The organism is Rhodococcus sp. SG20037, from assembly GCF_031763325.1.
Lineage (GTDB): Bacteria > Actinomycetota > Actinomycetes > Mycobacteriales > Mycobacteriaceae > Rhodococcus_F > Rhodococcus_F qingshengii.
Genome location: NZ_CP134497.1, coordinates 674614 through 700402 on the forward strand (window position 1 = coordinate 674614; position 25789 = coordinate 700402).

The following is a 25789-nucleotide window of genomic DNA, read 5'->3' on the forward strand; positions in this document are numbered from 1 at the left end:
CTGGTGACAGCCGGCCGAACCCACCACCGGAGTTGGTCAAGAATTGACGGTGGATTGAACGGGTCGAGGATCGTCGACCTTGGTCGACCGCATCACGATCGCGGTGATTGCTGCGCCAACCACTGCGATGGCGGCTGCTCCGAGGAACACGGCGGAGAAACCGTTCGTCAACTCCGTCAGGTCACCGAGTTGATCAGCGCCGAACACTGCTGCGATCGCGGTCATCACCGCGAGGCCGACAGCCGAGCCGACCTGGTAGCTGACGTTGACGATGCCGGAAGCCAATCCGCCCTCTTCCGGGCGTGCAGCCGAAATCGCCGTACCGAGTGAGGGAATGAACGCCAGCGTCATACCTGCCGCAGCCACGAGCGACGCCGGCAGTACGTCGACCCAGAAGTTGCCGGTGGGCCGGATCAACGACATCCAACCCAAACCGATTCCCAGTACCAGCAATCCGGCTACGATCATTGCTTTTGCGCCGAAGCGCGCCATGGCCCGTGGTGCCACGACGACCATGCCGAGCATGACGAAGATCGTCATCGGCAGCAGCGCAGCACCGGCCGGGAAGGCGCTGTATCCGAGCACTTGCTGCAGGTACAGGTTCAGGAAGAACCACATCGGTATCCAGGCGGCGCCGAGCACGAGCTGAGCGATGTTCGCGGCACCGAGGTTGGGCGCCTTGAAGATTCCCAGACGCACCAGAGGTTCCCGACGCTTCGACTGGATCAATACGAATGCACCCAACAGAGCGGCCGAAACGGCGAGCGCCAGCCATGTCTGCCCGGATCCCCATCCGACATCAGGTGCTCTGACGATGCCGAAGACTCCGACAGCAAGACCTGCGGTGACAGTGAGTGCGCCGAGGAAGTCGATCGACCCGGTACGTGCCGGTGCGTTCGGCATCAGGAGGGGAGTAGCGATCAGCGCGATGACAGCGATGGGAATGTTGAGATAGAACACCCAAGGCCAGCTGGTGTATTCGGTGATGACGCCGCCGAGGAACACGCCGGCCGTACCGCCGGCCGGAGCGGCAGCGCCGTAGATGGACAGCGCCTTGGTCATTTCCTTTTGTGTGCTGCCGAACAGCATCATCAGCAAGGTGAGCGCGGAGGGCGCGATGAGTGCGGCGCCTGCGCCCTGGACTGCACGGCCCGCAAGTTCGACGGCGACGTTACCGGCGGCACCGGCGACAACGGAACCGATCAGCAGGATCAGCCAACCAGCGGAGAACACTCTGCGGGCGCCGAACAGGTCGGACAGGCGGCCGCCGAGGAGGAGTAGCCCGCCGAACGCGATGACGTACGCATTGAAGACCCAGGTCAGGCCTTCTTGGGAAAAGCCGAGATCGCTCTGCATCTGGGGGAGAGCGACGCCGATGATGGAGGTGTCCATGATGACCATGAACTGAGCGGCGGCGATCAACGCCAACGCCCACCACTTACGGGTGGATTTCGGTTGTGTGGACATTCTGAGTTCCTTACCTGTACGGGGTATAGGTGATGCTTGTGTGGTCAGGGGGTGTCGTAAGCGGGCCTGGGTGACATCGGCGCAGCGCTTCGTTGGGGTGCACGGGGAAATGCTGCTCTTGGAACTCATTCGGCCGGCGCTCTGCGTAGATGCGCATCGGATCTCCTTCGAGTGAATTCAGGGTGTTCGAGTAGTTCGTTGCATACCCTAGGGGGGTATGGTACAAATTGCAACAGGTTCGATGTCAAGGAGTGCAGAACCTGACGCAGACGGCAACGAAAGTGCTGCCGACCCAAACTTTGGAGGGCAAGATGTTCAGCGACAACGGCTACACACTGGAATTGGCAACGTCGGAGGCGGCCGTCGGCAGCCATGTCCCCTTGCAGTTCCGGATCCTGGATTCGGTTGGAGCTCCGTTGACCCGGTACGCCGACACCCACGACAAGCAGTTGCATCTGATCGTGGTCGGTCTGGACCTGACCGGATTCCAGCACGTGCATCCCGAATTGGACGAGAACGGAAACTGGCGTGTGTCAGTCGATTTCGATCACGCGGGAGACTACCGAGTCTTCGCTGACTTCACCCCGGACGGCGGTGACGGAATCACGCTCAGTGCGGATGTACGAGTCGCCGGGTCCTATGATCCTCGGCCGTTGCCCGCCGCTGCTGCCGTCACGACGGTCGACGGCTATACCGTCTCTCTCGAAGGCGCGGCCCACGCAGGGCAGACATCGAAGCTCACACTCTCGGTCAGTCGTGACGGAATCCCGGTCACAGACTTGCAGCCCTACCTTGCCGCATACGGGCATCTGGTCGCGTTGCGTGCCTCCGACCTCGCATATCTCCATGTCCATCCGGACGGTCATCCCGGTGACGGTGTCACGCCGGCCGGACCGGCAATCACCTTCTACGCCAACATGCCGAGCGCCGAGGGTTACCGGTTGTTTTTGGACTTCAAGCACGGCGGAGTGGTGCGTACGGCGGAATTCACGCTGACGGCCGACAATGCGACCCCACCTGCGTCCGAACATGCGAACCACGCGCACCACGGGCACTGAGACCGAATGCGTTTCGCAGCAGCGGGAAAACGGGCATCGCTAATCGCCATGCACCCATCTGTTCGCGCAGTAGCGAAATGCGTGGCGATGTGCACAGTGATTGCTCTGCAAGACAACGGAAGTCGAAGAGTATCCGCACATCGCACCGGTAACGAGAATTGTTGCGAAGTCACGCGTTGACGAACAGGAGGACATCGAATGTCGGAAGCGACAGAAGTTGGCAGTGCGCCAAGCAGCGCTCCAAACAGTGTCCAAAGCAGTGATGCGACCGGCGATGTGTGCTGCACGGGAGATTCGCACGGCTACATCACCGCCAAGGGCGACTACCTGGCGCGTCTGCGTCGCATTGAAGGTCAAGCTCGCGGCCTGCAGCGCATGGTCGACGAGGACAAGTACTGTATCGACATCCTGACGCAGGTGTCGGCGATGACCAAGGGCCTCCAGGCGGTCGCCATGGGCCTGCTCGAGGACCACATCGGCCACTGCGTCGTCAAAGCCGCTGTTGCCGGTGGGCCCGAGGCGGACGCGAAGATCAAAGAAGCGAACGACGCGATTGCGCGATTGGTCCGCTCATAGAATTGTGATGAACATTGATACCTTGGTGCGCATGTTCAGTATCGAGATCCGTCGTACATTCGCTGTGAGGCAGGGGCTTCCGGCACCGGTGCGGGACGCGAAGAACTTGCCGCCGCTGATGCCTGCCGACGGATTTCGCGTGACGATGCGAGTGGCGTTCTTGTTCGAGGACGACCAACTCGGAGAACGTGGATGGTTTGTCGACACGGACGCTCTGGACGAGTCCGTCGATCGATGTGCCGAGCAATTGGCGAGCGGTGCCTGGCCGGAGATTTTCGATTTCCGTCCGTCATTCGAGAATGTCGCGAAGTGGGCTTTCAGTGAACTTGCGTCCAGCATTCCTCAGCTGACCTACGTCGAACTCGACAACGAGACGATCGGTGTGGCAACAAGATACGTCAGATCACAATGATCTGACGTATCTCGTTGACGCACCGCGTTCGGTCGACCGGCCTACTGGTAGAGGCGCAACGCAGAACCGATGAAGGTCTTACCGAATGCGAGTCCGGCCTTGTTGAAGTAGAAGCTCAAGACCGTATCTGCAAACGGGACTGCGGACACCGTTTTGGTGATCTGTGACTCGGCGTCTGCCCACTCCGCGCATGCTGCGTCGCCGGTCAAACCGGAGGCCTTGGCAACGGCTGCTTCGTAGGCGGGGTTGTTGATCGAAGAGAAGTTCTTACCTGCTGCCGGAGCAGGACCGGAGAAGAACGGGACGAACCCGCTGGGAACCGAATTGTTGATCTGGATCCACGCGATGTCCCACTGGTTGTTGTCCTTGCCACTGAGCATGACGTCGACAACCTTGGTCTGGTCGGCTCCTGTCACCTCGACGGTCGCACCGAGGTCGGACCATGCCGACTGGGTGAGCTCGGCTGCCGCGCTGCGCGCATCTTCGCCGGCAGCGTAGAAGAGGCGGAGGGTCAGCGGCTTTCCGTCCTTGCTTCGTTTGCCGTCGGAGCCGGCGGTCCAACCTGCAGCGTCCAGTGTTGCCTTTGCTGCGCTGAGGTCGAAGTCCGGAATGTTGCCTGCGACAGAGTCGTACACACAGGCTCGGGGCTCGACGGAGACAAGACTTGTTGCACGGGTGCCCTGGCCGCCGGTGATGACCTCAGCGAGATCGTCGAGATTGACAGCCTGGACGAGAGCTTTTCGAACGGCGGGATCACTGGTCGGATTGTCCGCAATCTGATTGAAGTACATCTGACCGGCGGGAAGTGGGCGCTGGACCGAGTCGAAATTGGCGGCATCGATGCGATCCTTGTCCGGACCGGCGATCGGAGATGCGCTCAGTTCGCCTGAGAGAAGCTGGTTTGCTGCGGTGCTGACATTGGGTGCCATGACAGCAATGACTGTCTTGGGGACACCCGGTGTGTCGGAGGTGGTGTCGTCGGGCCCCCAGCTGTAACCGTCACGACGCTCGAACGTGTAGTGGTCATTGGCCGAGACTTCGGTGACTTCGAACATGCCGGAGCCCAGCGACTTGTTGTTCGAGGCGGTCGGATCTTCGAGTCCGGCATCGCACATGATCGGGAGGCGACTGATGGTGAGGAGGAGGAACGGGGTCGGCGCCGGAGTGGTTACCGTGATGGTGCGGGTGGCGAGATCGGCAGTGGCCGAAGCGCCGATGGGAACTGTGGTGCCGCGTTGTTGTGAACCCTTGGCTGGATCGGCTACGAAGTTGATGTTGTTCGCGACGGTCTGTGCAGTCAGCGTCGACCCGTCGGTACAGGTCACGCCTTCACGAATGGTGAAGGACGCGGAGGTCGGCGTTTCTTCCCACTTCTCGGCCAACCATGGTTTGAATTCACTGGTTTCAGGATCCTGGTAGACCAGGGAGTCGTACGCCAGCTTCGAAATTTCCGCGGTTGCCGCAGAGCCGGACATGATCGGGTTGAGTGCACCCGGATCGCCTTGCAACGCGTACCGGAAGGTTCCGTCAGTCAGAGGCTCACCGCCGCCGGAGCCCGAGGACGTGCCTCCCGAGCTGCAAGCCGACAATACGAGCGCGAGCCCCGCGGTCGCGGCAAGCGTCGAATAGGAGCGGTGTTTCATTGTGCCTCCGTGAAGGAGCCGGGGCCCGGGAGTGAATCGTGAGGGCGCAGTCGAGTGTGACCGCTAAATCTTGGCGTAGGACGTGACGGGCATCTCGGTCGATCCTCACGAAAATCGGGCGGATTTTTGTTCGATTTCACGAAGGTTGGAGTTCTGGTTCAGTTCACGGGGAGTCGAGGTCACTTCGTCGTGGCCACCCGGTCTCCGTGAGCACGGTTGCTGGAACTGACCTCAACGGGGAGGTGGGGCCGAGACCGTGGAGGTCTGCGTCGTCGTCGATTTCGGACCAGAATTCGTCCGCCGAAACATCAAGGCCGAGAACGATCCACGGCGGTCCGGCTTCTTGGAACGCGTACGAGACGGTTCCGGTACGCGGAACTGTCGTATCGAACAGTCGGTCTCCGACGGGATAGCCCTGCTGCTCGCCGACCAAAGTCAAGGTAGTCGGTTCGAAGGATGCATCGCGCAGAATCTTCTCGACTGCGTGGTCGAAGCTCTGCTGGACGCTGAACTCTTCGTCCGAGTTCGAACCGGTGAACTCGGGGAAATGCGCACAACACAAAACGTATGGGCCTGCTGAGTTGCAGTAGAGACGAAACACGGGAAATCCACCGGCCACGACGTGACGTTAGCAGGGCGTCGAAATGGAGAAGTTGCTGTTTCAGCAAAGATGGTTGCGTGAGTTGTGGAAGGTCGTTCATCCTGGGTGCATGAGCCACGAACACCACAATCACCACGAAAACTCCGATACCACCGAGAATCCGTACGCCAAGGCGGACGCACAGTTCTGGAACTCGCTGTACGAGGAACGCCCCGCGCGCTGGAGCGGAAATCCCAACCCACAGTTGATTGCCGAAGCCTCCGACCTGGAACCGGGCACGGCACTCGACGTCGGTTGCGGCGAAGGTGCCGACGCTTTGTGGTTGGCGCGTCGCGGGTGGAAGGTCACCGGCACCGACATCTCGTCGGTTGCGCTCGGCCGCGCCCAGGCTCACGTCGAGGGCGAGGGCGTCGACATCGAATGGCTGGAAGCCGACCTGACGAAGTGGGATCCGCAGGGGCGCTCGTTCGATCTGGTGTCCGCGCAGTTCTTCCACATGCTCGAACCCGCGCGCGGGGAATTGTTCCGTGCTCTCGGAGATCTGGTCGCGCCCGGCGGGCATTTGCTGATCGTGGGCCACTCACCTCACGAGTCGCCGACCGAGCACCATCGGGCCATGCTCCATACACCCGAATACGTGGAGTCGCTGTTCACCGATGGTTGGAAGGTGTTGGTCTCGGAGTCGCGGGAACGTGATCTTCCCGCGAACCCCGAGATGCATCACACGACGGATACCGTTGTGCTGCTTCAGCGATTGAGTGCGAGTACCGACAGCAACTCGTAAGCGACGTGAGCCGCTGCGATACCGGTGATCTCGGCGTGGTCGTACGCCGGCGCTACCTCGACGATGTCGGCGCCGACCACGTTGAGTCCTACCAACCCACGCAGTGTGTTCAACAATTCGCGAGAGGTCATGCCGCCCGCTTCGGGTGTTCCGGTGCCCGGAGCGTGGGCGGGATCGAGTACGTCGATGTCGACGGAGACGTACACCGGGCCACCGTCGAGGCGCTTACGCATGCGCTCGACGATGCTGGCGACGCCGTCGACCTCGTAGTCGTCACTGCGGATCACCTGGAAACCGAGGACGCGGTCGTCTTCGAGGTCTTTCTCGCTGTAGAGCGGTCCACGGATGCCGATGTGCTGCGAGCGCTCCATGTCGATCAGGCCCTCTTCGCTGGCGCGGCGGAAGGGGGTGCCGTGGGTGAAAGGCTGACCGAAGTAGGTGTCCCAGGTGTCGAGATGAGCGTCGAAGTGCAGGACGGCGATCGGGCCGTGATCGCGGGCCAGTGAACGCAGGATCGGCAGTGCGATGGTGTGATCGCCGCCGAGCGTGAGCACGGAGGAACCGTCGGCGCGCAGGTCGGTAACGGCGGACTGAACCGTCGTGAGAGCTTCCTGGATGTCGAAGGGGTTGACGCCGATGTCGCCGAAATCGGCTACCTGCTGGTTGGCGAAGGGCGAGACCTTCAGCGCTGGGTTGTACGGACGCAGCAGCTTCGACGCAGCGCGGATGTGCCCCGGACCGAACCGGGCACCGGGGCGGTAGCTGACACCCGAATCGAAGGGGATGCCGAGGATCGTCACGTCGGCGCGCGAGACCTCGTCCAGGCGCGGGAGACGCGCAAAGGTGGTCGGCTCGGCGTAGCGGGGGACGCGCGTGGCGTCGACGGGTCCGATGAACGATCCGGGGTTGTTGGTAGCCATGTGCAGAGGTCCCTGCTCTCGATTCGGCGCACACCGGGCGCCCTTCAGTGATGTAGCTCTCTGAGCAAGTATGGTTTCTTCAAGAGGCTCGGTTGTCAACCCCTGTTTCCTGAAAGGGACACGGCGGTCGTGAAGGAGTGGGTTCAGTGGCCAAGGCGAAGGAAGCGGTCGAGCCGGTCGGACCGCGCATCGGGGCGAGGCTCAAGGCGGCGCGTCAATCGAAGCGGTTGACCCTCGACGACCTGGCCGAGGCCTGTGGTGTGACCAAGGGGTATCTCTCGAAACTCGAGCGCGATCACGTCAACGCGTCGGTGGCGACCCTGATCAAGGTGTGCGCGGTGCTCGAGATCCCTGTCGGATCCCTGTTCGAGAATGCGTCCGCCGGTGAAGTGGTCCGCGCCGACGCCATGCCGCAAATCAGCTTCGGTGGCGAAAAGATGACGGAGTACCTGCTCACGCCTACCAACGAGCGTCGAATTCAGGTGCTGCTGGGCGAGCTGGAACCAGGCGGCGGAAGTGGTCGGGAGTTCTACAGTCTGCCGATCGACGTGAACTTCGTGCACGTGCTCGAGGGCGGCTTGCGGGTCTCGTTCGAGGGCGGTCGGACGGATCCGAACGGTGAGGCCGTCGATGCCGAAGACGTCGTACTTGCGGCGGGCGATTCCTTCACATTCACGCCGACGCACAACCATAGTTTTCAGGCCGAAGGCTCGGTTCTGGCGAAGGTTCTGTGGGTCTTGAATCCGGCATTGCCGGAAGGGCCCCGCGCGTCGTCTTCGTGAGACTCGAATCCGTGAATGTTGATTCTCAGGAAACAAGAGTTGACATGATTGGCGGCACCCGTCACCCTGGTAGTTGTCCCCGTCACACACACCGTCGAAAATTGGCGTCACGGAACTCCTGAAGGAGCGCACCATGCATGTCGATTCAGTTCGAGTTGGCCTGTTCCAAGGTCCGCTCACCACCCCGGACACCTTTGCGTCGGTGGAGTTCAATCTCGCTGCAATCGACACTGCTGCCCGCGAGGCTGCGGCATCCGGTGCGAAGATCCTGCTGACGCCGGAGATGTCCGCAACCGGCTACGACATCGGTGAACTGGTGTCGCTACGCGCGGAGCCGGCCGACGGCCCGATCTTCGATTCCGTCGCCGAGATTGCTCGAAGTGCAGGCATCGCAGTCGTCTACGGCTACCCCGAACTCGACGGGGGAGACGTCTACAACAGCGTGCAGGTGGTGGACCGCGATGGCACTTCGCTTGCGCACTACCGCAAGACGCATCTGTTCGGCACGCTCGACCGTGAGCACTTTCGGCCAGGTGAGACCCTGGTGGTCGGGTTCGATTTCGAGGGCATCCGCTGCGGATTGTTGATCTGCTACGACGTGGAATTTCCGGAAGCGGTTCGGGCCCATGCCGACTCCGGTACCGAATGGCTCATCGTGCCGACAGGGTTGATGACTCCGTACGAACACATTGCGCAGCAAGTGGTTCCGGCCCGCGCATACGAGAGTCAGATGTTTGTCACCTACGTCAATCGCTGCGGCGCCGAAACCGAGCTGACCTACTGCGGTCTCTCGTGCGCCATCGCGCCCGACGGTGCCGAGTTGGCGAGGGCCGGCGGCGACCAGGAATTGCTCTTCGCGGACATCGCCGCCGCCACCGTCTCGCAATCGCGCACCCTCAACACGCATCTCGACGATCGACGCCTCGATCTGTATCCAGATCTTTCTGTCACGACTGTCTCCAAGGAGAACCGTAGATGACCATCCCAGTAGCTCCGGACAGTTCCTCGGAACCCGGCAAGCAGCCGCCCCTCACGATGTTCGGGCCGGATTTTCCGTTCCCGTACGACGACTACGTTTCCAGTCCGGCGGGACTCGGCTCGGTGCCCGACCTGGCACTGGGTACCGAGGTTGCCGTGATCGGTGGCGGACTCTCCGGCATGATCGCGGCCTACGAGTTGCTCAAGATCGGTCTCAAACCGATTGTCTACGAAGCCGATCAGATCGGCGGCCGGATGCGGTCGGTCGAGTTCGACGGGCACCCCGGGGTTGTCGCCGAGATGGGCGCAATGCGTTTCCCACCGTCGTCGACGACGTTGTTCCATTACCTGAACGAACTGGGTCTGCAGACCGAAGAGTTCCCCAATCCCCTTGCCGAGGTCACACCGAGCACGGTCATCGATCTCAAGGGTGAGAGCCACTACGCGCACACTCTCGAGGATCTGCCGCCGATCTACACCGAGGTGGCGCAGGCCTGGCAGCGCACTCTCGAAGAGCATGCCGATCTGATTCCGTTGCAGCAGGCCATTCGTGACCGCGACACCGCAGAAATCAAGCGGATCTGGAACGACCTCGTGGTGCGCTACGACGACCAGACGTTCTACGGATTCCTCGCCGCGTCGAAGCACTTCAAGTCCTTCCACATGCGGGAAGTGTTCGGACAGGTCGGATTCGGTACGGGCGGTTGGGATACCGACTACCCCAATTCGATCCTCGAAATCCTTCGTGTGGTCATCACGGCCGCCGACGACGACCACCGCGGCATCGTCGGTGGATCGCAGCAGCTGCCGATGCGGTTGTGGAACCGCGCCCCGGCGCACATGGCGCATTGGCCTGCCGGTACTACGGTCGCTTCGCTCAACGACGGTGAGACGCGTCCCCGCGTCACCGAACTCCGGCGTACCGAGCCCGGCAACATCACGGTCACCGACTCCGAGGGTTTCATTCGCACGTATGCGAGTGCCGTTGTGACAGTGCAGAGTTGGATGCTGCTGAACAATATCAGGTGTGACGACGATCTGTTCCCGATCGACCACTGGACTGCGATCGAGCGAACTCACTACATGGGTTCGACCAAGGTGTTCGTTCTCGTCGACCGCCCGTTCTGGAAGGACAAGGACCCCGTGACCGGCCGTGATTCGGTGTCGATGACACTGACCGACCGTATGAGTCGCGGCACCTACCTGCTGGATCAAGGCGAGGGCAAGCCAGGCCTGATCTGCTTGTCGTACACCTGGTCGGACGATTCGCTGAAGCTGCTGGCGCTCGACGCCACCGAGCGCATGAACATCATGCTGCGCTCTCTCGAAGAGATCTATCCCGGCGTTGACTTCCGCAGCCACATCATCTCGAGCCCGGTGACGCTGTCGTGGGAAACCGAGCGCGACTTCATGGGCGCATTCAAGGCGAACCTTCCGGGGCACTACCGCTACCAGGAGCGCCTGTTCTCCCACTTCGTGCAGAATGATCTCGAACCGCGTCATCGGGGAATCTTCCTCGCCGGTGACGACGTGTCGTGGACCGCCGGCTGGGCTGAGGGCGCGATCCAGACCGCGATCAACGCGGTATGGGGCGTCGTCAACCATCTCGGCGGCGCTGCGCCTGCCGAGAATCCCGGACCCGGCGACGTGTTCGAGGAGCTTGCTCCGATCAGGTTGGGCGACTGAGCTCACCGCAACTGCCGAAATGTCGTGCCCGATGGGGGTTGGTACTCCTATCGGGCACGACCTCTTTCCGGTGATCCACGCAACACTGGAAAGTGTTCGGATCCAATAATTTCCAGGAGGGTGTTCAATGGCGAGCACATCATCGGCGACCAAGACCGCAGCTGCAGAATCGAGACCGGCAGGCGGTGATCGATCCGGTGACCCGGCGCTCGAACTGGTCGCCGAATTGGCAGCAGCGGGCCAGCGACTCGTCTTCCGTCAGGGTGACAACCTGAACAGTGACGATCTGACCTGCGTGGTGCTGTGGCCGTCCGGAGAGCCCTCCCTCTCCGATCTGTGCGAGAACTTCGAGTCTCTCGGACTCCGAGTTTCGACGCACCGCCCGCTTCCGACCGTTCTGGGTTCGGCGCATTACTTCACCTTCGAGCCGAGCACCTTCGACGGCAGTGCGCTGGAGAAGATGGCGGACGCCTTCGAAGCCGTCATCGCCGGACAGACCCGGATGGATGCGTTCTCCAGTCTGATCGGACGAGCAGACATCACCTGGCGCGATGCAGAGTTGCTGCGCGCTGCGTGCCGTTTCCTCGCTCAGGCTCGTATCGGTTTGTCCGAGAGCTACATCGTCGGAGTGTTGGCAGCGAAGCCACTCTTCGTACGGCAGGCGATCGAACTTTTCACCGCGCGTTTCGACCCCGCCGTGGCGGGTGTGCGTGAGACAGCTGTGGCTACCGCAACGGCAGCTATCGACGAATCAGTCGACGGTGCAGACACTCTCGACGAGGATCGCGTCTTGCGCGGCGTGCGTTCGTTCCTGCAGGCGACTCTGCGCACCAACTGGTACCTGCGCGGTGAGAGCGGCGAACCGCTACCGTACGCGTCGTTCAAGATCGACTCGCAGTTGCTCTCCACTCCGCAGAAGACCGTTCCCTTCCGCGAGATCTACGTCAGCGCACCCAATGTCGAAGGCGTTCACCTGCGTAGTTCCTCCGTCGCCCGTGGCGGCCTGCGTTGGTCGGATCGATACGAGGACTACCGCACCGAGGCCCTGAGCCTCATGAAGACCCAGAGCGTGAAGAATTCCCCGATCGTTCCTTCGGGTGCCAAGGGCGCGTTCGTGGTTCGGGGCACGTCGTCACCGACTCCGGCGCAGGTGCAGGAGTCGTACAGCACCTTCATTCGCGGCTTGCTGGACGTGGTGGACAACATCGTCGACGGCGCTGCGGTACACCCGGCAGAAGTAATCGAGTACGACGGTGAAGACTCCTATCTCGTCGTGGCAGCAGACAAGGGGACAGCGCGGTTCTCGGACGTCGCGAACGGCATCGCCGTCGAGCGTGGTTTCTGGCTCGGCGACGCTTTTGCTTCTGGCGGTTCGGCCGGATACGACCACAAGGCGATGGGCATCACCGCTCGCGGAGCCTGGGTGGCGGTACGACGGCACTTCGCCGAGCGCGACCTCGATGTCGACACCGATCCGTTCACCGTCGCGGGTATCGGGGACATGTCCGGCGACGTGTTCGGCAACGGAATGTTGCTCTCGCACAAGATCCGTCTGGTCGCGGCATTCGATCACCGCCACATCTTCATCGACCCGAACCCTGACACCGAGACGAGCTTTGCCGAACGCGCTCGCCTCTTCACCGTGCCGCGCTCGTCCTGGGACGACTTCGATCGCACCGTGATGTCGCCGGGCGGTGGCGTCTGGCCGCGGAGCGCGAAGTCGATCCGCCTTCCGCTCGAGGCGCGTGCGGCCCTCGGAATCACCGAGGAGAACTTGACCCCGCAGGAACTGATCCGAGCGGTCCTGTGTGCTCCGGTGGACCTGTTGTGGAACGGCGGCGTCGGTACCTACGTGAAAGCGTCGACCGAAAGCAACGTCGACGCGGCCGATCCGTCCAACGACGCAGTTCGCGTCAGCGCTGACGAGTTGCGTGCAACCGTGGTGGGTGAGGGCGGCAACCTGGGTTTCACCCAACGTGCCCGCATCGAATATGCCGCTGGCGGAGGACGAATCAACGCCGACTTCATCGACAACGCGGCAGGCGTGGCTACCTCGGACCGTGAGGTCAACATCAAGATCGCACTCGCAGCGTTGGACTCGACCTCGCGCAATGAACTACTCGCGGCGGCCCAGGACGAGGTGGCCGCATCGGTGCTCGAGGCCAGTGAAGATCAGACCCTCGCGATCAGCCTGGCCGAGCACCGCGCACCGGCCCTGCTCGATCAGCACGAGCGGTTGATCGAGAACCTCGTCTCGGCGGGCGCCATGAAGCGACTGGAAGAATCTCTGCCCGACGCCAAGGCGCTGGCGGTCAGGGCGCGTGCCGGGCAGGGTCTCCTGCGGCCGGAACTTGCTGTGCTGGTGGCGCAGTCGAAGAACGTACTGACTGCGGAACTGGGCGCATCGACGGTCCCGGACAATCAGATCTTCGCCGATCGTCTCCCGCAGTACTTCCCGCTCTCCGTCGTCGAGGCCGCACCGGACGCAGTCCACGCACATCGGTTGGGCCGCGACATCATCATCACCTCGGTTGTCGACGAACTGGTCAACCGCGTCGGCCCCGGCGTGTTGTTCCGGCTCGAGGAACACCTCGGAGTTCGCAGTCCGGAAGCGGCTCTGGCCTACGCCGTAGTCAGCGAAGTGCTTGGAACGGAGGACCTTCGACGTGAAATCCTGAACTCCGATCTCAGTGCCACCGAACAGCTGAAGGCTCTCGATCGCTTGCAGCAGCTGTTGGAATCCGAAATGAGCTGGGTGTTGCGCCGCCCGGGTGCTGCCGGCCGGTTCACCGTGAACCCGCGCGCCGACATCGATCGGTGGGCAGCCCCGGTGCGGGAACTCACCGACGGTTTGTCGGCAAGCGAGCGCATCGAGGCGTCTTTCGGAGCGCTCGCCCTGGCAGACATTGCACTGCAGGAGAATACGACGGCCGCGGCCGCAGCCGCGATCTATCGGGAACTCTCCGACGCTCTCGATCTGGGCGATGTTCTCGGCGGCGTCGACGTCGCCGTCGGTGCCTCGCATTGGGAGGTCATGGGCAGCGCTGCCGTCCATGCCAGGTTGACGGCGCGTTTCGCGGACCTCGTGTCCGGTGCGCTCGGTGAAGGTATTCCGGAGGTCGTCGAGTTGTGGACCGCCGCCAATCCGCAAACGGTGCGCCGGTTCACGGCTTTGATGTCGAGCGTGAGCCGCAGTGGAGCGCTGGACACCGCCCGTCTCTGCACGGTCGACGCCGAACTCGAACTACTCGTCCGCGGTGCGTCGAGCTTCGCTTCGGTGCACGCGGAGGAGGGTTCAGCGGCCCTCCCAGGCGAGTAGCGATAGCAGCAGTTCGGCTCTGACCCTGGCCTGTCCGAGGTCGCATTGCAGCAGTTCCTCGATGCGTGCGATGCGACCTCGGAGGGTGTGCCGATGAACACCGAGTTCGGCTGCAGCCGACTCCCATTGGCCGTTTGCCTCGAGATAGGCGCGCAAAGACGCGGCCAGTGCGGTTCCGTGTGCCTGGTCGTGTTCCGTCAACACCGGGATGGTGTCCGCAGCCATGGCGATCAATGCCTCACGGGCAGACTCGGATGCCAGAATCGTCGAACCACTCAGAGCGTCGAACTCGAGAATGCGCGCCGTAGCCGTCGTGAGGTTGGCCGCGGCGCGGGCCTGGACGAGTGCGCGGGGTGCGTCGAGAAGACGGTGAGGGGTGCTGATTCCGGCACGCACGGCTTTCGCTTCGGTGGGGGAGAGCTGCGCCAGTAGTGTTTTGGCGGTGTCGATTGTGTCGGTTCCGCGGAGGAGGACGGTCAGCGAACCGTCCTCGGATTGCGCGAACAACGGCCGGCCTGCTCGCGCGAGAGCGTTGTCGAGTTCGCGAAGAACTGGGCCGAGTCCGGATCCGCGAACGTGGACGACACGAATGTTGCCGTGCGTGTCGCTTGCCTCGTCCAAGTACGACGGCACACCGTCCTCGGGGATTCGGCCGTCGAGTAAGAGCCCGAAAGCCATGGCGTTGAGTCGAGTTCGCTCGGCCCGTAGTCGAACCGGTTTCTCGAGTTCGAGAGTGAGCAGCGAGACCGCATGCCCGAGCAACACTCTGTCGATATTGCTCAGGGGCCCGGCGCCCGCCATGGCGAGGTAGCCGTGCCAACTGTCGGTGACGCCGACGGGGGACAGTGTCAGCGTCCGTTCGGGTGTGCTCTGCGAGATCGACGCCGGAGCGTTGGGATCGCGGGTGGTGGCCGCGACCGCGCGAACCTCGGTGATCAACGACTTCTGGTTTGCCGGATGCACCGCGGTGATCCGATCACCGACAAACGCCACCGAAGTTTTTGTGGCCGTGGCTAGTTCACGCACGATCGCCGACACGCCACCGCGCAGTGCAACGCGGGTGATGCGCGTCTGTACTTCTGCCGCGCGGAGTACCGATTCGTATTCCTGCTGGCTCAGACGGGTCATCACCGCGCGCGTGACTGCCGCGAACGGGGTCGTGAACGGCACTTCCAGCAGGGGGAGTCCGCGGCTGCGGGCGGCGGCAATCAGGTCTGTGGGCACACTCTCGTGGGAAAGGCCGGTCCCGAAACCCAGAGCCGATACTTCTGCGGCGGCCAGACGGTCGATGTACTCGCTGTAGTCGGTGGCGTCCGCGCCCACCAGTGCCAGCCCGGTGGTGAGCACCAATTCGCCGCCGGAAAGCCACGGGGTGGGGTCCGTCAGCTCTGTGGCCTGCGCAAACGTGACGGGTTGGGTGGCAGCTGCTCGGTCGGTGAGCAGAGCCAGCGAGAGGTGTTTCTGTCGCAAGAGCCACGAGATCGGAACCGTCACCTGATCAAGGCTAGCTGTCGTTGCCGATATGGAGTAGCCCTGGAGCTCCGGGTATCCATTTCGGCAGTGCTTGCGATGCTTCGCGCGTCGCATACTCGAATGCAATACACAACCGAGAGGGTGGTCACATGAGTGCAATCGAATACCGGCTTCCGCAGGAGCGTCGCATCGTCACGGAGTTCCCGGGCCCGCGCTCGGCTGCGCTCGCCGAACGCCGTAAGAAGGTCGTCGGCGCCGGCGTCGCATCCACCCTCCCGGTCTACGTCGCCGACGCAGACGGCGGAGTCATCGTCGACGTCGACGGCAACTCGCTGATCGACCTCGGTGCCGGTATCGCGGTGACCAGCGTCGGCGCCTCCAACCCGGCCGTCGTGTCCGCAGTTCAGGATCAGGTCGCGCACTTCACCCACACCTGTTTCATGGTCGCTCCGTACGAGGGCTACGTCGAGGTCGCCGAGCGTCTCGCCGAACTCACCCCCGGTGACCACGAGAAGCGTTCCGTGCTGTTCAACTCCGGCGCAGAAGCTGTCGAGAACGCAGTCAAGATCGCCCGTCACGCAACCGGTCGCGACGCAGTCGTCGTCTTCGACCACGCGTACCACGGCCGCACCAACCTCACGATGGCACTGACCTCGAAGTCCATGCCGTACAAGAGCGGCTTCGGTCCGTTCGCCCCCGAGGTCTACCGCGTCCCGATGTCCTACCCGTACCGCGAGGGCCTCAATGTCGACGGCTCCAAGATCACCGGTGAGCAGGCCGCACAGCGCGCCATCACGATGATCGAGAAGCAGGTCGGCGCTGCCAACACCGCCGCCATCCTCATCGAGCCCATTCAGGGTGAGGGTGGATTCATCGTTCCCGCAGAAGGCTTCCTCCCGACGCTCGTCGCGTGGGCCAAGGAGAACGGCGTCGTCTTCATCGCCGACGAGGTTCAGGCAGGCTTCGCTCGTACCGGCGCCTGGTTCGCCAGCGATCACGAGGGCATCGTCCCCGACCTGTTCACGCTCGCCAAGGGCATCGCAGGCGGCATGCCGCTCGCCGCTGTCACGGGCCGCGCCGAGCTCATCGACGCTGTCCACCCCGGCGGCCTCGGTGGCACCTACGGCGGTAACCCCGTCGCCTGCGCCGCTGCATTGGCGTCCATCGACCAGATGCGTGAGCTCGACCTCTGTGGCCGCGCACGCACCATCGAGTCGACCGTCGTCGGCCGAATGAACGCACTGGCAAAGGAACTCGACGTCATCGGTGACGTTCGCGGTCGCGGCGCGATGCTCGCCATCGAGTTGGTCAAGCCCGGTGGGCAGGAGCCGGACGCCGACATCACCAAGAAGATCGCCGCCGAATGCCTCGCTGCCGGCGTCGTGATCCTCACCTGCGGTACCTACGGCAACGTCATCCGTCTGCTCCCGCCGCTGGTCATCTCCGAAGAGCTGCTCGACGACGCGTTGACCGTCCTCGAGACCGCTATTCGCACTGCAGCACAGGGGAACTGACATGTCCAACGTCTCGGATCTTCTCGACTCGGTACCCAAGGGTCTCTGGCTCGGCGGCAAGCTCGTCCCGGCCGGGAAGACCTTTGCGGTCTACAACCCGGCAACGGGTGAGGAACTCGCCCAGGTAGCCGACGCCACCGCTGCCGACGGTATCCGTGCGCTCGACCTCGCCGCTGCGGCGCAGGAAGACTGGGCGGCCACTCCGGCGCGTGTACGCGGCGAGATCCTGCGGACCGCCTTCGAATTGCTGCACGCCCGCGCCGAGGACTTCGCGCTGATGATGACCCTGGAAATGGGTAAGTCGTTGGCAGAGAGCCGCGGTGAGGTCAACTACGGCGGCGAATTCCTGCGCTGGTTCAGCGAGGAAGCAGTACGCATCGGCGGACGTTTCACGCAGGCTCCGGCCGGCAACGGTCGCATCCTGGTCACCAAGGAAGCCGTCGGACCGGTCCTCGCGATCACCCCGTGGAACTTCCCGCTCGCCATGGGCACACGCAAGATCGGACCGGCGCTGGCTGCCGGTTGCACCATCATCGTCAAGCCCGCCGAGGACACGCCGCTGACCATGCAGCTCCTCGGTCAGGTGTTCGCCGATGCCGGTCTGCCCGACGGTGTGCTCTCGATCCTCCCGACGTCCGACGCGGCTTCCATCAGTGGACCGCTGATGGAAGATGCGCGTCTGCGCAAGGTCACCTTCACCGGCTCCACTGGCGTCGGAAAGTTGTTGGTGCGCAATGCTGCTGACAAGCTGCTCCGCACGTCGATGGAACTCGGTGGCAATGCGCCGTTCATCGTCTTCGACGACGCCGACATCGACGCAGCTGTCGACGGCGCAATGCTCGCGAAGATGCGTAACGGCGGCGAGGCCTGCACCGCGGCCAACCGCATCTACGTCGCCAACTCGGTGCGCGAAGAGTTCACCGACAAGTTCACCGCCAAGGTTGCGGCCTTGAAGGTGGGCGCCGGTGACGCCGAGGGCACCAACATCGGACCGCTGATCAACACCAAGCAGCTCGCAACCGTCACCGGACTCGTCGACGACGCGGTGTCCAAGGGCGCTCGCGTTCGCACCGGTGGATCGGCGCCCGAAGGAGCCGGCTTCTTCTTCACCCCGACCGTTCTGGATCAGGTGCCCGCCGACGCGCGCCTGCTGAAGGAAGAGATCTTCGGACCCGTTGCGGCAGTGGTCGGTTTCGACACCGAAGACGAAGCGATCGCGGCTGCGAACAACACCGAGTACGGTCTCGTGGCGTACTTCTACACTCGCGACATCGACCGTGCGATGCGCGTCTCGGCCAAGCTGGACACCGGCATGGTGGGCGTCAATCGCGGCGCGATCTCCGATGCTGCCGCGCCGTTCGGTGGGGTGAAGGAATCGGGCTTCGGCCGTGAAGGCGGAACCGAGGGTATCGACGAGTATCTCGATACCAAGTACGTAGCGCTCTAACTTGCTGTGCGCCTTTATTAACCGCGGGCGGTTAATAAAGGCGCACAGTTGTCTATTGACCTAACGGAGTGGGGCGGTAGTACTTGCCCTCGTGGTAGAGCAGCGGTGCGGCAGCGGATTCGTCGTCTTCTTCGGCGTGAACCCGCGTGACGAGTCCGATGACCAGCGTGTGGTCGCCGACAGGGATCAACTGGTCGACCTTGACGCGCATCCAGCTGGGGGTGCCGTGCAGCACCGGTTCCCCGGTGTCGAGCACTGCCCACAGTGACTCGTCTGCAAAACGCTGATCGGCACTACGCGCAAAGCGCTGGGCCAGATGCTGCTGATGTTCGCCGAGAAGGTGGATCACCAAGGACTCGGCTGCCTTGAGCGCATTGATGCTCGACGACGTCTCCGCGATGTTGAACGAGACGAGCGGCGGCTCGAGGGAGACGGACGAGAACGAGGTGGCGGTGAAACCCACCGGGCCGGTACCCGAATCGAGGGTCACGACGGTGACACCGGCGGGGTGGCGGCGAAGCGCAGCGCGGTAGTCACCGGCGCAGATGCCGGTGGACAACTCGGGCGTCGCTGCTACTTCGGGGACGTCGGGGGTGGTGTGGCTGGAAACGGCATTCGGCTTGTCAGACAACGGGAACTCTCCGGCTGGAACTCGAGGTGTGCGGTGTGGTCGAGGTGACTGCGCTCGGCATACACAGACAGGCGTCGGTGCGGCACAGATCTACGTGCCGTCGACGCCAGTGGTTGCCGGCCGGGGTCCTGGTTGCAGTGCACATGGTGCGTCCAACTATAGGTGGACGCACGTCTGAGTGGTTTCGGACCGGGTTGGCTGAAGTGCTTCAGTCCATGTCGACGGCGAGGCCGGCGGTGATTCGGAGGAGTTCGGAGTACGTCGTGCGAAAGACGGTGTTGGGGTGCCCGGCGGCTGCCCACAACTCGGGGTACTGCTCGAGGGCGGTATCGATGTACGTCGGCAGGTTGGTGGGATGCCCGAGCGGAGCGACCCCACCGATCGGCTGGCCCGTCGCGGACTTCGCCATCTCCAGCGTCGCCCGCGTGAGCTTGCCTTCGAGGCGTTCGCCGGTGGCCTTCAGATTCACCTGATGTGCGCCGGAGACCAGCAGCAGGACCGGATCGTCGTCGAGAAGGAACACCAGTGACTTGGTGATCGCGCCTACCTCCACCCCGACGGCCGCCGCTGCCTCGGCCGCGGTGTGCGTGGCGTCGGGCTGCGTGACGATGACGCCGTGGTGACCCCGCGAGATCAGTGTTTCGGCGACGTGCGAGGCGTTGGGGTGGAGGAGGCTCGTCATGAGTTCAGACTAGGACTAGTCGGCGTTCGCCACAGCTGGAGTCGGCGTCGTGTCGGTGGACTTTCGGTTACGACGGATCGTGAAGCCGAACAGCATGACCGCACCGATCAGCGCGTACAGGAACAGCGTCAGAGCAGGCTGGCCGACGCCGACGTTGTTGAAGTAGACGATGCTCCGGACGCCTTCGGTGCCGGCGCCGGGTGTGATCCACCGGCCGATGGCGGCGTAGAACGAGGGAATCACGTTGGAGCCGAATGCGCCTCCCGCACTGGGATTGCCGAGGATCACGAAGACGGCGATAGCCAGCGGGACTGCCAGAACGCCGATGGCGGCGCGCAATCCGAGTGTGAACATGGCGGTGCCGAACACCACGGCTGTTCCCAGGATCCAGAGCGGGAACCAGTGGCCGGCGAAGGTTCCGAGTACGTGTGAGGTGATGAGGGCGCCGAGGGCTCCCGAGATGATCGAGTAGATCGCGATCACGCCCGTGTGTGCGCTTGCCTGGCGGAGAGTCTTCGGCGCACCGATGAACAGTCCGATGGCTGCCGCGAGGAGATAGCCGCCGACGACCCAGCCGACCGAGAGGTAGAAGCCGGAGAGGCCGCGGTTGTCGTGGGCTCCGACGGGGATCTCGTCGCGGACGACGAACTGTCGGTCCTGTGTCGCCTCGACCTTCGTGAACACCGCTTCGAGTGACGTAGCGATGGAGCTGCCGCCCGCGCTCGCGGTGATCAGGGTGTCCGGTCCGGCCGGGTTGATGACAAACGCGCCCTGGATCTCGCGGTCGTTGATCATGCGGCGAGCGGTCGCCGTGCTGTCGACCACCTGAGCGTCGAGCGGGCTGCCGTCGATGGCGTTGAGTTTGTCGGCGATCTGCTGATCCATGCCGTCGGGTGTGCCCTGATCGGCGATGACCGCGATTTCGATGTCTCGCGGAGTCGGCTGATGGAAGGCGGCGACGTAGCTGAGGATGAAGCCCATCTGCAGCAGGAGCACGCCGACGAACAACGCGGCCATCACCTTGGGTGCGCCGTACTTCACGAGCAGATTGTCGTGGTGGTGTTCGTCGTGGGTGGAGCTGTTGTCTGGTGCGGCGTGTGCCGGATGCGTAGTGGTCACGAAAGAGTCCTGATCTTGTCGAAAGTAAAGAGCTTGTCAATACCCGAGGTATTGAATACTCTAGGTATCGTGACTGAATCTCGTCAACCGGACTGGACTCCGGTAACCCGCCCCGGACGTGACGTGGTGCGGCAAAGACTGCTCGACGCTGCGGCGGAAGAGTTTGCGGAGCGCGGATTCAGTGCTGCACGTCTCACTGAAGTTGCTCGCCGAGCGGGCTTCACCAAGGGGGCTGTCTACTCCAACTTCGAGTCGAAACAGGATCTGTTCGCCGAACTGTTCGCGCAACGGTCTCTCGAACTGGCCGGCCGGGTGCTCGCCGAGATTGCCGGGATGAACCCGTCCGACGCGGCGGGCAAAGGTGGCGAGGCCATTGCCACGTGGATGGTCGACGACCCGGGGTGGTCGCTTCTCGTCCTCGAATTCGGAGTGCTCGCCGGGCGTGATCCGCAGATCGCTCAGGCGTACTTACGTGAGCGTCGCCACTTGCGCAGCCAACTCGTGGAGTTGATCGGCGAACGTGCCCGTGAATGGGGAGTGGACGATTCCTTTGACGTGCGGACAACCGCAATCTCGTTGATGGCGTTGATATCCGGGCTCGTTCTCGAACACTCCGTGGATCCGGAAGAGGTTGATCAGAGTGTCATGGGTGCCGCCGTGACGGCACTCTTCGCCGGCGCCGTCGCACGGGCAGGATTGTCCGCCGTCTGAGTTGCTCGGTTGACAGGCAACAGATTTGAGAACTACCCTCTGGGTGCAGTACCTCGTTAGGTGAGGCTTCTGCACGAACACAGGCCACTGATCTCACGACGTCGAGAGACGCCCAAGGTTAGGACAGATCTCCCCGGCTTAAGGGGTGATCCAAAGTGGCTTCCCGTTCTTGATCGGGACACGTCGTGCAGTGCCAAAACTCGGACGTGGAGGTGTTTTCGCAGCTTGATGCCGGTTTCTTCCGGCGAAGGCGAGAGTACGTCGATATTCGGTTCTCCTGGCGTGTGCTGTGCGCATGTACTTGTGTGGCGTCATCGGACGCCCCGAACTTTCAGGAGGTGACCATCGTGGACGACCCGCCGAGTCGATATTCGACCCATCCTTCTGTTCTTGCCGACGATGCTCACCCCGGTCTTTTGCTCTTCAGTCACTGACTCTTTGCATCCTCGGCTTCATCTGCGCGGCTTTGCCGCGACCGCTGACGACTTCCATTGTCGCTCAGCGCATTCTGCTGCCCTCATGCACTGGCATGGTCCGGCGTGTTCGGGCAGCCGAGGAGATTCGTCATGTCATTTTCCGTTCTCGCATTGCGGCCACGGCCCACGAGAAACAGTGCACAACAAACACATTCAACAGTCCTGGCAAAGGAAAGCGCACAGGAATTGGTCGACTTCTCGGCCTCGGACACGCGCACCGTTCTCGCGGATCTGACCACGACGGCCAACGGCCTTCGTGACGATCAGATCGACGATCTTCGTCGGCAATACGGGCGCAACGATGTCCGCCACGACCGCCCGGCGCCGGCAATCGTGCAGTTCGCGGAAGCCTTCAAGAACCCGTTCATCCTGATCCTGGTATTCCTCGCCCTGATCATGGTCGGGACCGACGTGGTCTGGGCGGACCCCGAGGACGGTCCTTCCTACGAGGGCATCATCACTCTCGGGTTGATGATCTTTGTCAGTGTCTCACTGAGGTTCTGGCAGGAATACCGTTCGAGTCGCGCCGCCGAGGCGCTCAAGGCGATGGTTACGACGACCGTCGCGGCCACCCGCAAGATCAACAACACCGTGGTCACGGCTGAGATTCCGATCGAGCAGTTACTGCCGGGGGATGTAGTCCAGCTTGCCGCCGGCGACATGATCCCGGCCGATGTCCGCATCATCCGGGCCAAGGATCTACAGGTCAATCAGTCCATGCTCAGCGGTGAATCGATGCCGGCCGAGAAGTCGGCGGACCCGTCGTCGGGGATCGACGTCGATCGGCTGCTCGAAGCCGAGAACATCGGGTTCATGGGTACTTCCGTCGTGTCGGGCAGTGGCACCGCCGTTGCGGTACACACCGGCAAGCGGACCTACTTCGGTGCCATGACAGCACAATTGGCGTCCAAGCGACCCGAAACCAGCTTCGACGTCGGGGTGCGCAGCGTCAGCTATCTGCTGATCAAGTTCATGCTGATCATGGTTCCCGCGGTGTTCATCATCAACGGACTGACCAAGGACTGGAGCCAAGCACTTCTCTTCGGCGTCGCCACCGCCGTGGGGTTGACTCCGGAAATGTTGCCGCTCATCGTGACGGCGAACCTGGCCAAGGGTGCGCTCCACATGTCGCGCAAGAAGGTGATCGTCAAGCAGATCAACGCGATTCAGAACTTCGGTGCCATGGACGTTCTGTGCACGGACAAGACCGGAACTCTCACCGAGGACCGCATCGTTCTCGGTGAGCATCTCGATACTGCCGGACGTAAGTCCGAGGACGTATTGCGGCTAGCGGCGGTCAATTCCGTGAATCAGACCGGATTGCGCAGTCTTCTCGACGACGCGGTGATCGAGGCCGCCGGTCCCGAAGTGGTCGAGGAGATCTCGCGTCGGCACGGGTTGGTGGACGAGATTCCCTTCGACTTCAAGCGCCGTCGACTCTCCGTGGTGGTCGACCACGGAGACGCCGATCTGATCGTAACCAAAGGTGCAGTGGAAGAGCTCCTTTCGGTCTGTGAATCGGTGGAACTGGACGGGGTGACCCACCAATTGACACCGGGATGGCTGGCCCGAGTCGACCGTCTGGTCGCGGAGCTGAACGGTCAAGGCAAGCGAGTGCTTGCGGTGGCAACCAAGACAGTCGTCGAAGAGCAGCGCCGCGAGTACTCGACGGCCGACGAAGAGGGCATGACCCTGGTCGGTCTGCTGGCATTCCTCGACCCGCCGAAGGAATCTGCGGCCGGGGCGATCGAAGCCCTCGCGAGCCACGGAGTCGCGGTCAAGGTAGTGACGGGTGACAACGAACTGGTCGCCGAAACCGTCTGCGGCAAAGTCGGTATCGACGTGGGGACCGTGGTCTCCGGCGCCGAGATCGAAGCGTTGAGCGACGACGCCCTCGACGAGTTGGTGCAGCGGACAACCGTATTCGCGAAGACGGATCCGATGCAGAAGGCACGCATTGTCGAATCGCTGCGCCGGGTCGGCCACACGGTTGGTTTCCTCGGTGACGGTGTCAACGACGCACCCGCACTGCGGGCTGCGGACGTCGGCATCTCCGTTGACACAGCGGCGGACATCGCCCGCGAATCCGCGGACATCATCTTGCTGGAGAAGGACCTCGGTGTACTCGAACAAGGAGTCATCGAAGGGCGTCGTACCTTCGGAAACATCCAGAAGTACATCAAGATGACTGCGTCGTCGAACTTCGGGAACGTCTTCTCGGTGCTCGTCGCCAGTGCCCTGCTGCCGTTCATCCCCATGATTCCCGTAGTTCTGTTGTTGCAGAACCTGATCTACGATCTCTCGATGCTCACGATCCCGTGGGATCGTGTCGACGACGACTTCCTCGCGAAGCCCCGCAAGTGGGAGACCAAGAGCCTTCGCCGGTTCATGGTGTTCATCGGCCCGATCAGTTCGATCTTCGACATCTCGACGTTCGCGCTGATGTGGTTCGTGTTCGCCGCCAACTCTCCCGAGCATGCAGCGCTGTTCCAATCGGGTTGGTTCATCGAGTCATTGATCTCGCAGACGCTGATCGTTCACATGATCCGCACCCGCAAGATCCCGTTCATCCAGTCGCGTGCATCGCTGCCGGTACTGCTCAGCACAGGCGCCGCCTGCGTCTTCGCGCTGGTGTTCCCGTTCACGTCCTGGGGTCATTCCCTCGGGTTGGTTTCACTGCCGTGGAACTACTTCCCGTGGCTGGTCCTCACTCTCGCGGCATACTGCGTCGTCACGCAGGTGGCCAAGGGAATGTTCATCCGTCGATTCGCGACCTGGCTCTAGGAGTTCACCGTGGAAATCCACGTCATCCTTGTGCGGATAGCGCTCGGGCTCGTCCTCGGCGCTGCCGTCGGGATCGAAAGGCAATGGCGCGCAAGGATGGCGGGTCTGCGAACCAACGCGTTGGTGAGCTTGGGTGCGACGCTCTTCGTCATCATGGGCGCGTACGGGTTTCAGGGCCCGGACGCCGATCCGACGCGCGTCGCAGCGCAGATCGTCTCGGGGATCGGTTTCCTCGGTGCTGGAGTGATCATGAAGCAGGGTGCGTCGGTCACCGGCCTGAACACTGCCGCCACTCTGTGGGCCACTGCCGCCGTCGGCGCACTGGCAGGTGGCGGAATGTACTGGGTCGCGGTGTTCGGTGCCGGCGCAATCATGTTGGCGAACACGCTGTTGAGGCCGTTGGGCCGGATGATGGATCACCAGCCTGCCCGAACCGGACGCGAAGAACCACCCGCGGACTACACCTTCGAGGTGACCTGTAACGGCGACGCCGAAGCTCACATCAGAGGTCTTACCGTGCAGTCCATTTCGAGGCCCGAGTTTCAGCTCCGGTCAGTGCAGTCCTTCGACATCCCGGACAGCGACCGCGTGCGGGTGGTGGCCGAACTGGCTGCCGCGGAGCGTGACGACGGACTCCTGGAATCCGCCGTCAGCCGACTTAGCCTTGAACCGTTGGTGACTCACGTTCGGTGGGAGGTGGAACCGTCGAAGTAGATCCAGGCTCGC

Annotated in this window: 21 protein-coding genes and 1 riboswitch; of the genes, 13 read left to right on the forward strand and 8 right to left on the reverse strand. The window is 62.8% G+C overall.

The window, feature by feature from the left end; translation table 11 throughout:
• Positions 1 to 36 precede the first annotated feature (36 nt).
• A complete protein-coding gene (locus tag RHP72_RS03160) occupies positions 37 to 1467 on the reverse strand; it encodes an MFS transporter (protein WP_311094301.1) in 1431 nt (476 codons plus the stop codon).
• 251 nt (positions 1468 to 1718) lie between these two features.
• Here RHP72_RS03160 and RHP72_RS03165 point away from each other — a divergent pair, with 251 nt between their 5' ends.
• From RHP72_RS03165 to RHP72_RS03175, 3 genes are all read left to right on the forward strand, one after another.
• Positions 1719 to 2525 carry a hypothetical protein gene (locus RHP72_RS03165; RefSeq protein WP_311094302.1) on the forward strand — a complete coding sequence of 269 codons (807 nt, stop codon included), beginning with the start codon at positions 1719 to 1721 and terminating at the stop codon, positions 2523 to 2525.
• A 198-nt stretch (positions 2526 to 2723) separates the two neighbouring features.
• Positions 2724 to 3101, forward strand: a complete 378-nt coding sequence (locus RHP72_RS03170) for a metal-sensitive transcriptional regulator (protein ID WP_064111441.1) — start codon at positions 2724 to 2726, stop codon at positions 3099 to 3101.
• A gap of 7 nt (positions 3102 to 3108) precedes the next feature.
• Positions 3109 to 3513, forward strand: coding sequence for a 6-carboxytetrahydropterin synthase (locus RHP72_RS03175; RefSeq protein WP_311094303.1), 405 nt, complete (start codon positions 3109 to 3111; stop codon positions 3511 to 3513).
• 41 nt (positions 3514 to 3554) lie between these two features.
• On the opposite strand, the gene RHP72_RS03180 is transcribed toward RHP72_RS03175, so the two are convergent.
• Both RHP72_RS03180 and RHP72_RS03185 read right to left on the reverse strand, forming a co-directional pair.
• Positions 3555 to 5156: an ABC transporter substrate-binding protein gene (locus RHP72_RS03180; RefSeq protein ID WP_050655997.1), complete on the reverse strand. Its 1602-nt coding sequence runs from the start codon at positions 5154 to 5156 to the stop codon at positions 3555 to 3557.
• Positions 5157 to 5319: 163 nt separating this feature from the next.
• The gene (locus tag RHP72_RS03185) at positions 5320 to 5775 is read right to left on the reverse strand and encodes a hypothetical protein (RefSeq protein WP_311094304.1); all 456 of its coding nucleotides are present in this window, start codon (positions 5773 to 5775) and stop codon (positions 5320 to 5322) included.
• A gap of 91 nt (positions 5776 to 5866) precedes the next feature.
• On the opposite strand from RHP72_RS03185, the gene RHP72_RS03190 reads away from it, so the two are divergent.
• Entirely contained in the window at positions 5867 to 6541 is a 675-nt protein-coding gene (locus tag RHP72_RS03190) for a bifunctional 2-polyprenyl-6-hydroxyphenol methylase/3-demethylubiquinol 3-O-methyltransferase UbiG (RefSeq protein WP_007727092.1), read from the forward strand.
• Here RHP72_RS03190 and speB read toward each other — a convergent pair.
• On the reverse strand, positions 6505 to 7461 hold the full coding sequence (gene speB / locus RHP72_RS03195) for an agmatinase (RefSeq protein ID WP_003941134.1): 957 nt from the start codon (positions 7459 to 7461) through the stop codon (positions 6505 to 6507). The two genes, RHP72_RS03190 and speB, sit on opposite strands and share 37 nt — an antisense overlap.
• 146 nt (positions 7462 to 7607) lie before the next feature.
• Here speB and RHP72_RS03200 point away from each other — a divergent pair, with 146 nt between their 5' ends.
• The 4 genes from RHP72_RS03200 to RHP72_RS03215 all read left to right on the forward strand — a co-directional run bounded on the left by RHP72_RS03200 (position 7608) and on the right by RHP72_RS03215 (position 14226).
• On the forward strand, positions 7608 to 8243 hold the full coding sequence (locus RHP72_RS03200) for a helix-turn-helix domain-containing protein (protein ID WP_007727089.1): 636 nt from the start codon (positions 7608 to 7610) through the stop codon (positions 8241 to 8243).
• 133 nt (positions 8244 to 8376) lie between these two features.
• The gene (locus tag RHP72_RS03205) at positions 8377 to 9222 is read left to right on the forward strand and encodes a carbon-nitrogen hydrolase family protein (RefSeq protein WP_311094305.1); all 846 of its coding nucleotides are present in this window, start codon (positions 8377 to 8379) and stop codon (positions 9220 to 9222) included.
• Positions 9219 to 10907, forward strand: a complete 1689-nt coding sequence (locus RHP72_RS03210) for an NAD(P)/FAD-dependent oxidoreductase (RefSeq protein WP_007727084.1) — start codon at positions 9219 to 9221, stop codon at positions 10905 to 10907. Before RHP72_RS03205 ends, RHP72_RS03210 begins: the two co-directional genes overlap by 4 nt.
• 127 nt (positions 10908 to 11034) lie before the next feature.
• Positions 11035 to 14226, forward strand: a complete 3192-nt coding sequence (locus tag RHP72_RS03215; RefSeq protein WP_311094306.1) for an NAD-glutamate dehydrogenase domain-containing protein — start codon at positions 11035 to 11037, stop codon at positions 14224 to 14226.
• On the opposite strand, the gene RHP72_RS03220 is transcribed toward RHP72_RS03215, so the two are convergent.
• Complete coding sequence (locus RHP72_RS03220; protein WP_311094307.1) at positions 14203 to 15720, reverse strand: PucR family transcriptional regulator ligand-binding domain-containing protein; 1518 nt, start codon at positions 15718 to 15720, stop codon at positions 14203 to 14205. The two genes, RHP72_RS03215 and RHP72_RS03220, sit on opposite strands and share 24 nt — an antisense overlap.
• Before the next feature lie 128 nt (positions 15721 to 15848).
• On the opposite strand from RHP72_RS03220, the gene gabT reads away from it, so the two are divergent.
• Together gabT and RHP72_RS03230 are read left to right on the forward strand one after the other, a co-directional pair.
• Positions 15849 to 17213, forward strand: a complete 1365-nt coding sequence (gabT, locus tag RHP72_RS03225) for a 4-aminobutyrate--2-oxoglutarate transaminase (protein ID WP_311094308.1) — start codon at positions 15849 to 15851, stop codon at positions 17211 to 17213.
• A gap of 1 nt (position 17214) precedes the next feature.
• Positions 17215 to 18660 (forward strand): NAD-dependent succinate-semialdehyde dehydrogenase, encoded by a 1446-nt coding sequence (locus RHP72_RS03230; protein ID WP_047269685.1) that lies wholly within the window; start codon positions 17215 to 17217, stop codon positions 18658 to 18660.
• Between the two features lie 52 nt (positions 18661 to 18712).
• Here the strand turns inward: RHP72_RS03230 and dszD are convergent, their stop codons facing one another.
• The 3 genes from dszD to RHP72_RS03245 all read right to left on the reverse strand — a co-directional run bounded on the left by dszD (position 18713) and on the right by RHP72_RS03245 (position 21092).
• A complete protein-coding gene (gene dszD / locus RHP72_RS03235) occupies positions 18713 to 19291 on the reverse strand; it encodes an NADH:FMN oxidoreductase DszD (RefSeq protein ID WP_003941189.1) in 579 nt (192 codons plus the stop codon).
• A 208-nt stretch (positions 19292 to 19499) separates the two neighbouring features.
• On the reverse strand, positions 19500 to 19973 hold the full coding sequence (locus RHP72_RS03240; protein WP_042922726.1) for a YbaK/EbsC family protein: 474 nt from the start codon (positions 19971 to 19973) through the stop codon (positions 19500 to 19502).
• 15 nt (positions 19974 to 19988) lie between these two features.
• Positions 19989 to 21092, reverse strand: coding sequence for a membrane protein (locus RHP72_RS03245; RefSeq protein ID WP_003941129.1), 1104 nt, complete (start codon positions 21090 to 21092; stop codon positions 19989 to 19991).
• Positions 21093 to 21218: 126 nt separating this feature from the next.
• Here RHP72_RS03245 and RHP72_RS03250 point away from each other — a divergent pair, with 126 nt between their 5' ends.
• The 3 genes from RHP72_RS03250 to RHP72_RS03260 all read left to right on the forward strand — a co-directional run bounded on the left by RHP72_RS03250 (position 21219) and on the right by RHP72_RS03260 (position 25777).
• Entirely contained in the window at positions 21219 to 21803 is a 585-nt protein-coding gene (locus tag RHP72_RS03250; RefSeq protein ID WP_037129354.1) for a TetR/AcrR family transcriptional regulator, read from the forward strand.
• Between the two features lie 45 nt (positions 21804 to 21848).
• A riboswitch (M-box (ykoK) riboswitch) is annotated at positions 21849 to 22022 on the forward strand.
• Positions 22023 to 22369: 347 nt separating this feature from the next.
• Positions 22370 to 25063, forward strand: a complete 2694-nt coding sequence (gene mgtA, locus RHP72_RS03255; protein WP_311094309.1) for a magnesium-translocating P-type ATPase — start codon at positions 22370 to 22372, stop codon at positions 25061 to 25063.
• Positions 25064 to 25072: 9 nt separating this feature from the next.
• A complete protein-coding gene (locus RHP72_RS03260; RefSeq protein ID WP_311094310.1) occupies positions 25073 to 25777 on the forward strand; it encodes an MgtC/SapB family protein in 705 nt (234 codons plus the stop codon).
• The last annotated feature ends 12 nt before the right edge of the window (positions 25778 to 25789 follow it).

Coding starts and splice junctions, on each gene's coding strand:
- RHP72_RS03160 (WP_311094301.1), bottom strand. CDS start 1,467: ATGTCCACACAACCGAAATCCACCCGTAAGTGGTGGGCGTTGGCGTTG.
- RHP72_RS03170 (WP_064111441.1), top strand. CDS start 2,724: ATGTCGGAAGCGACAGAAGTTGGCAGTGCGCCAAGCAGCGCTCCAAAC.
- RHP72_RS03175 (WP_311094303.1), top strand. CDS start 3,109: ATGAACATTGATACCTTGGTGCGCATGTTCAGTATCGAGATCCGTCGT.
- RHP72_RS03180 (WP_050655997.1), bottom strand. CDS start 5,156: ATGAAACACCGCTCCTATTCGACGCTTGCCGCGACCGCGGGGCTCGCG.
- RHP72_RS03190 (WP_007727092.1), top strand. CDS start 5,867: ATGAGCCACGAACACCACAATCACCACGAAAACTCCGATACCACCGAG.
- speB (WP_003941134.1), bottom strand. CDS start 7,461: ATGGCTACCAACAACCCCGGATCGTTCATCGGACCCGTCGACGCCACG.
- RHP72_RS03205 (WP_311094305.1), top strand. CDS start 8,377: ATGCATGTCGATTCAGTTCGAGTTGGCCTGTTCCAAGGTCCGCTCACC.
- RHP72_RS03210 (WP_007727084.1), top strand. CDS start 9,219: ATGACCATCCCAGTAGCTCCGGACAGTTCCTCGGAACCCGGCAAGCAG.
- RHP72_RS03215 (WP_311094306.1), top strand. CDS start 11,035: ATGGCGAGCACATCATCGGCGACCAAGACCGCAGCTGCAGAATCGAGA.
- gabT (WP_311094308.1), top strand. CDS start 15,849: ATGAGTGCAATCGAATACCGGCTTCCGCAGGAGCGTCGCATCGTCACG.
- RHP72_RS03230 (WP_047269685.1), top strand. CDS start 17,215: ATGTCCAACGTCTCGGATCTTCTCGACTCGGTACCCAAGGGTCTCTGG.
- RHP72_RS03240 (WP_042922726.1), bottom strand. CDS start 19,973: ATGACGAGCCTCCTCCACCCCAACGCCTCGCACGTCGCCGAAACACTG.
- mgtA (WP_311094309.1), top strand. CDS start 22,370: ATGTCATTTTCCGTTCTCGCATTGCGGCCACGGCCCACGAGAAACAGT.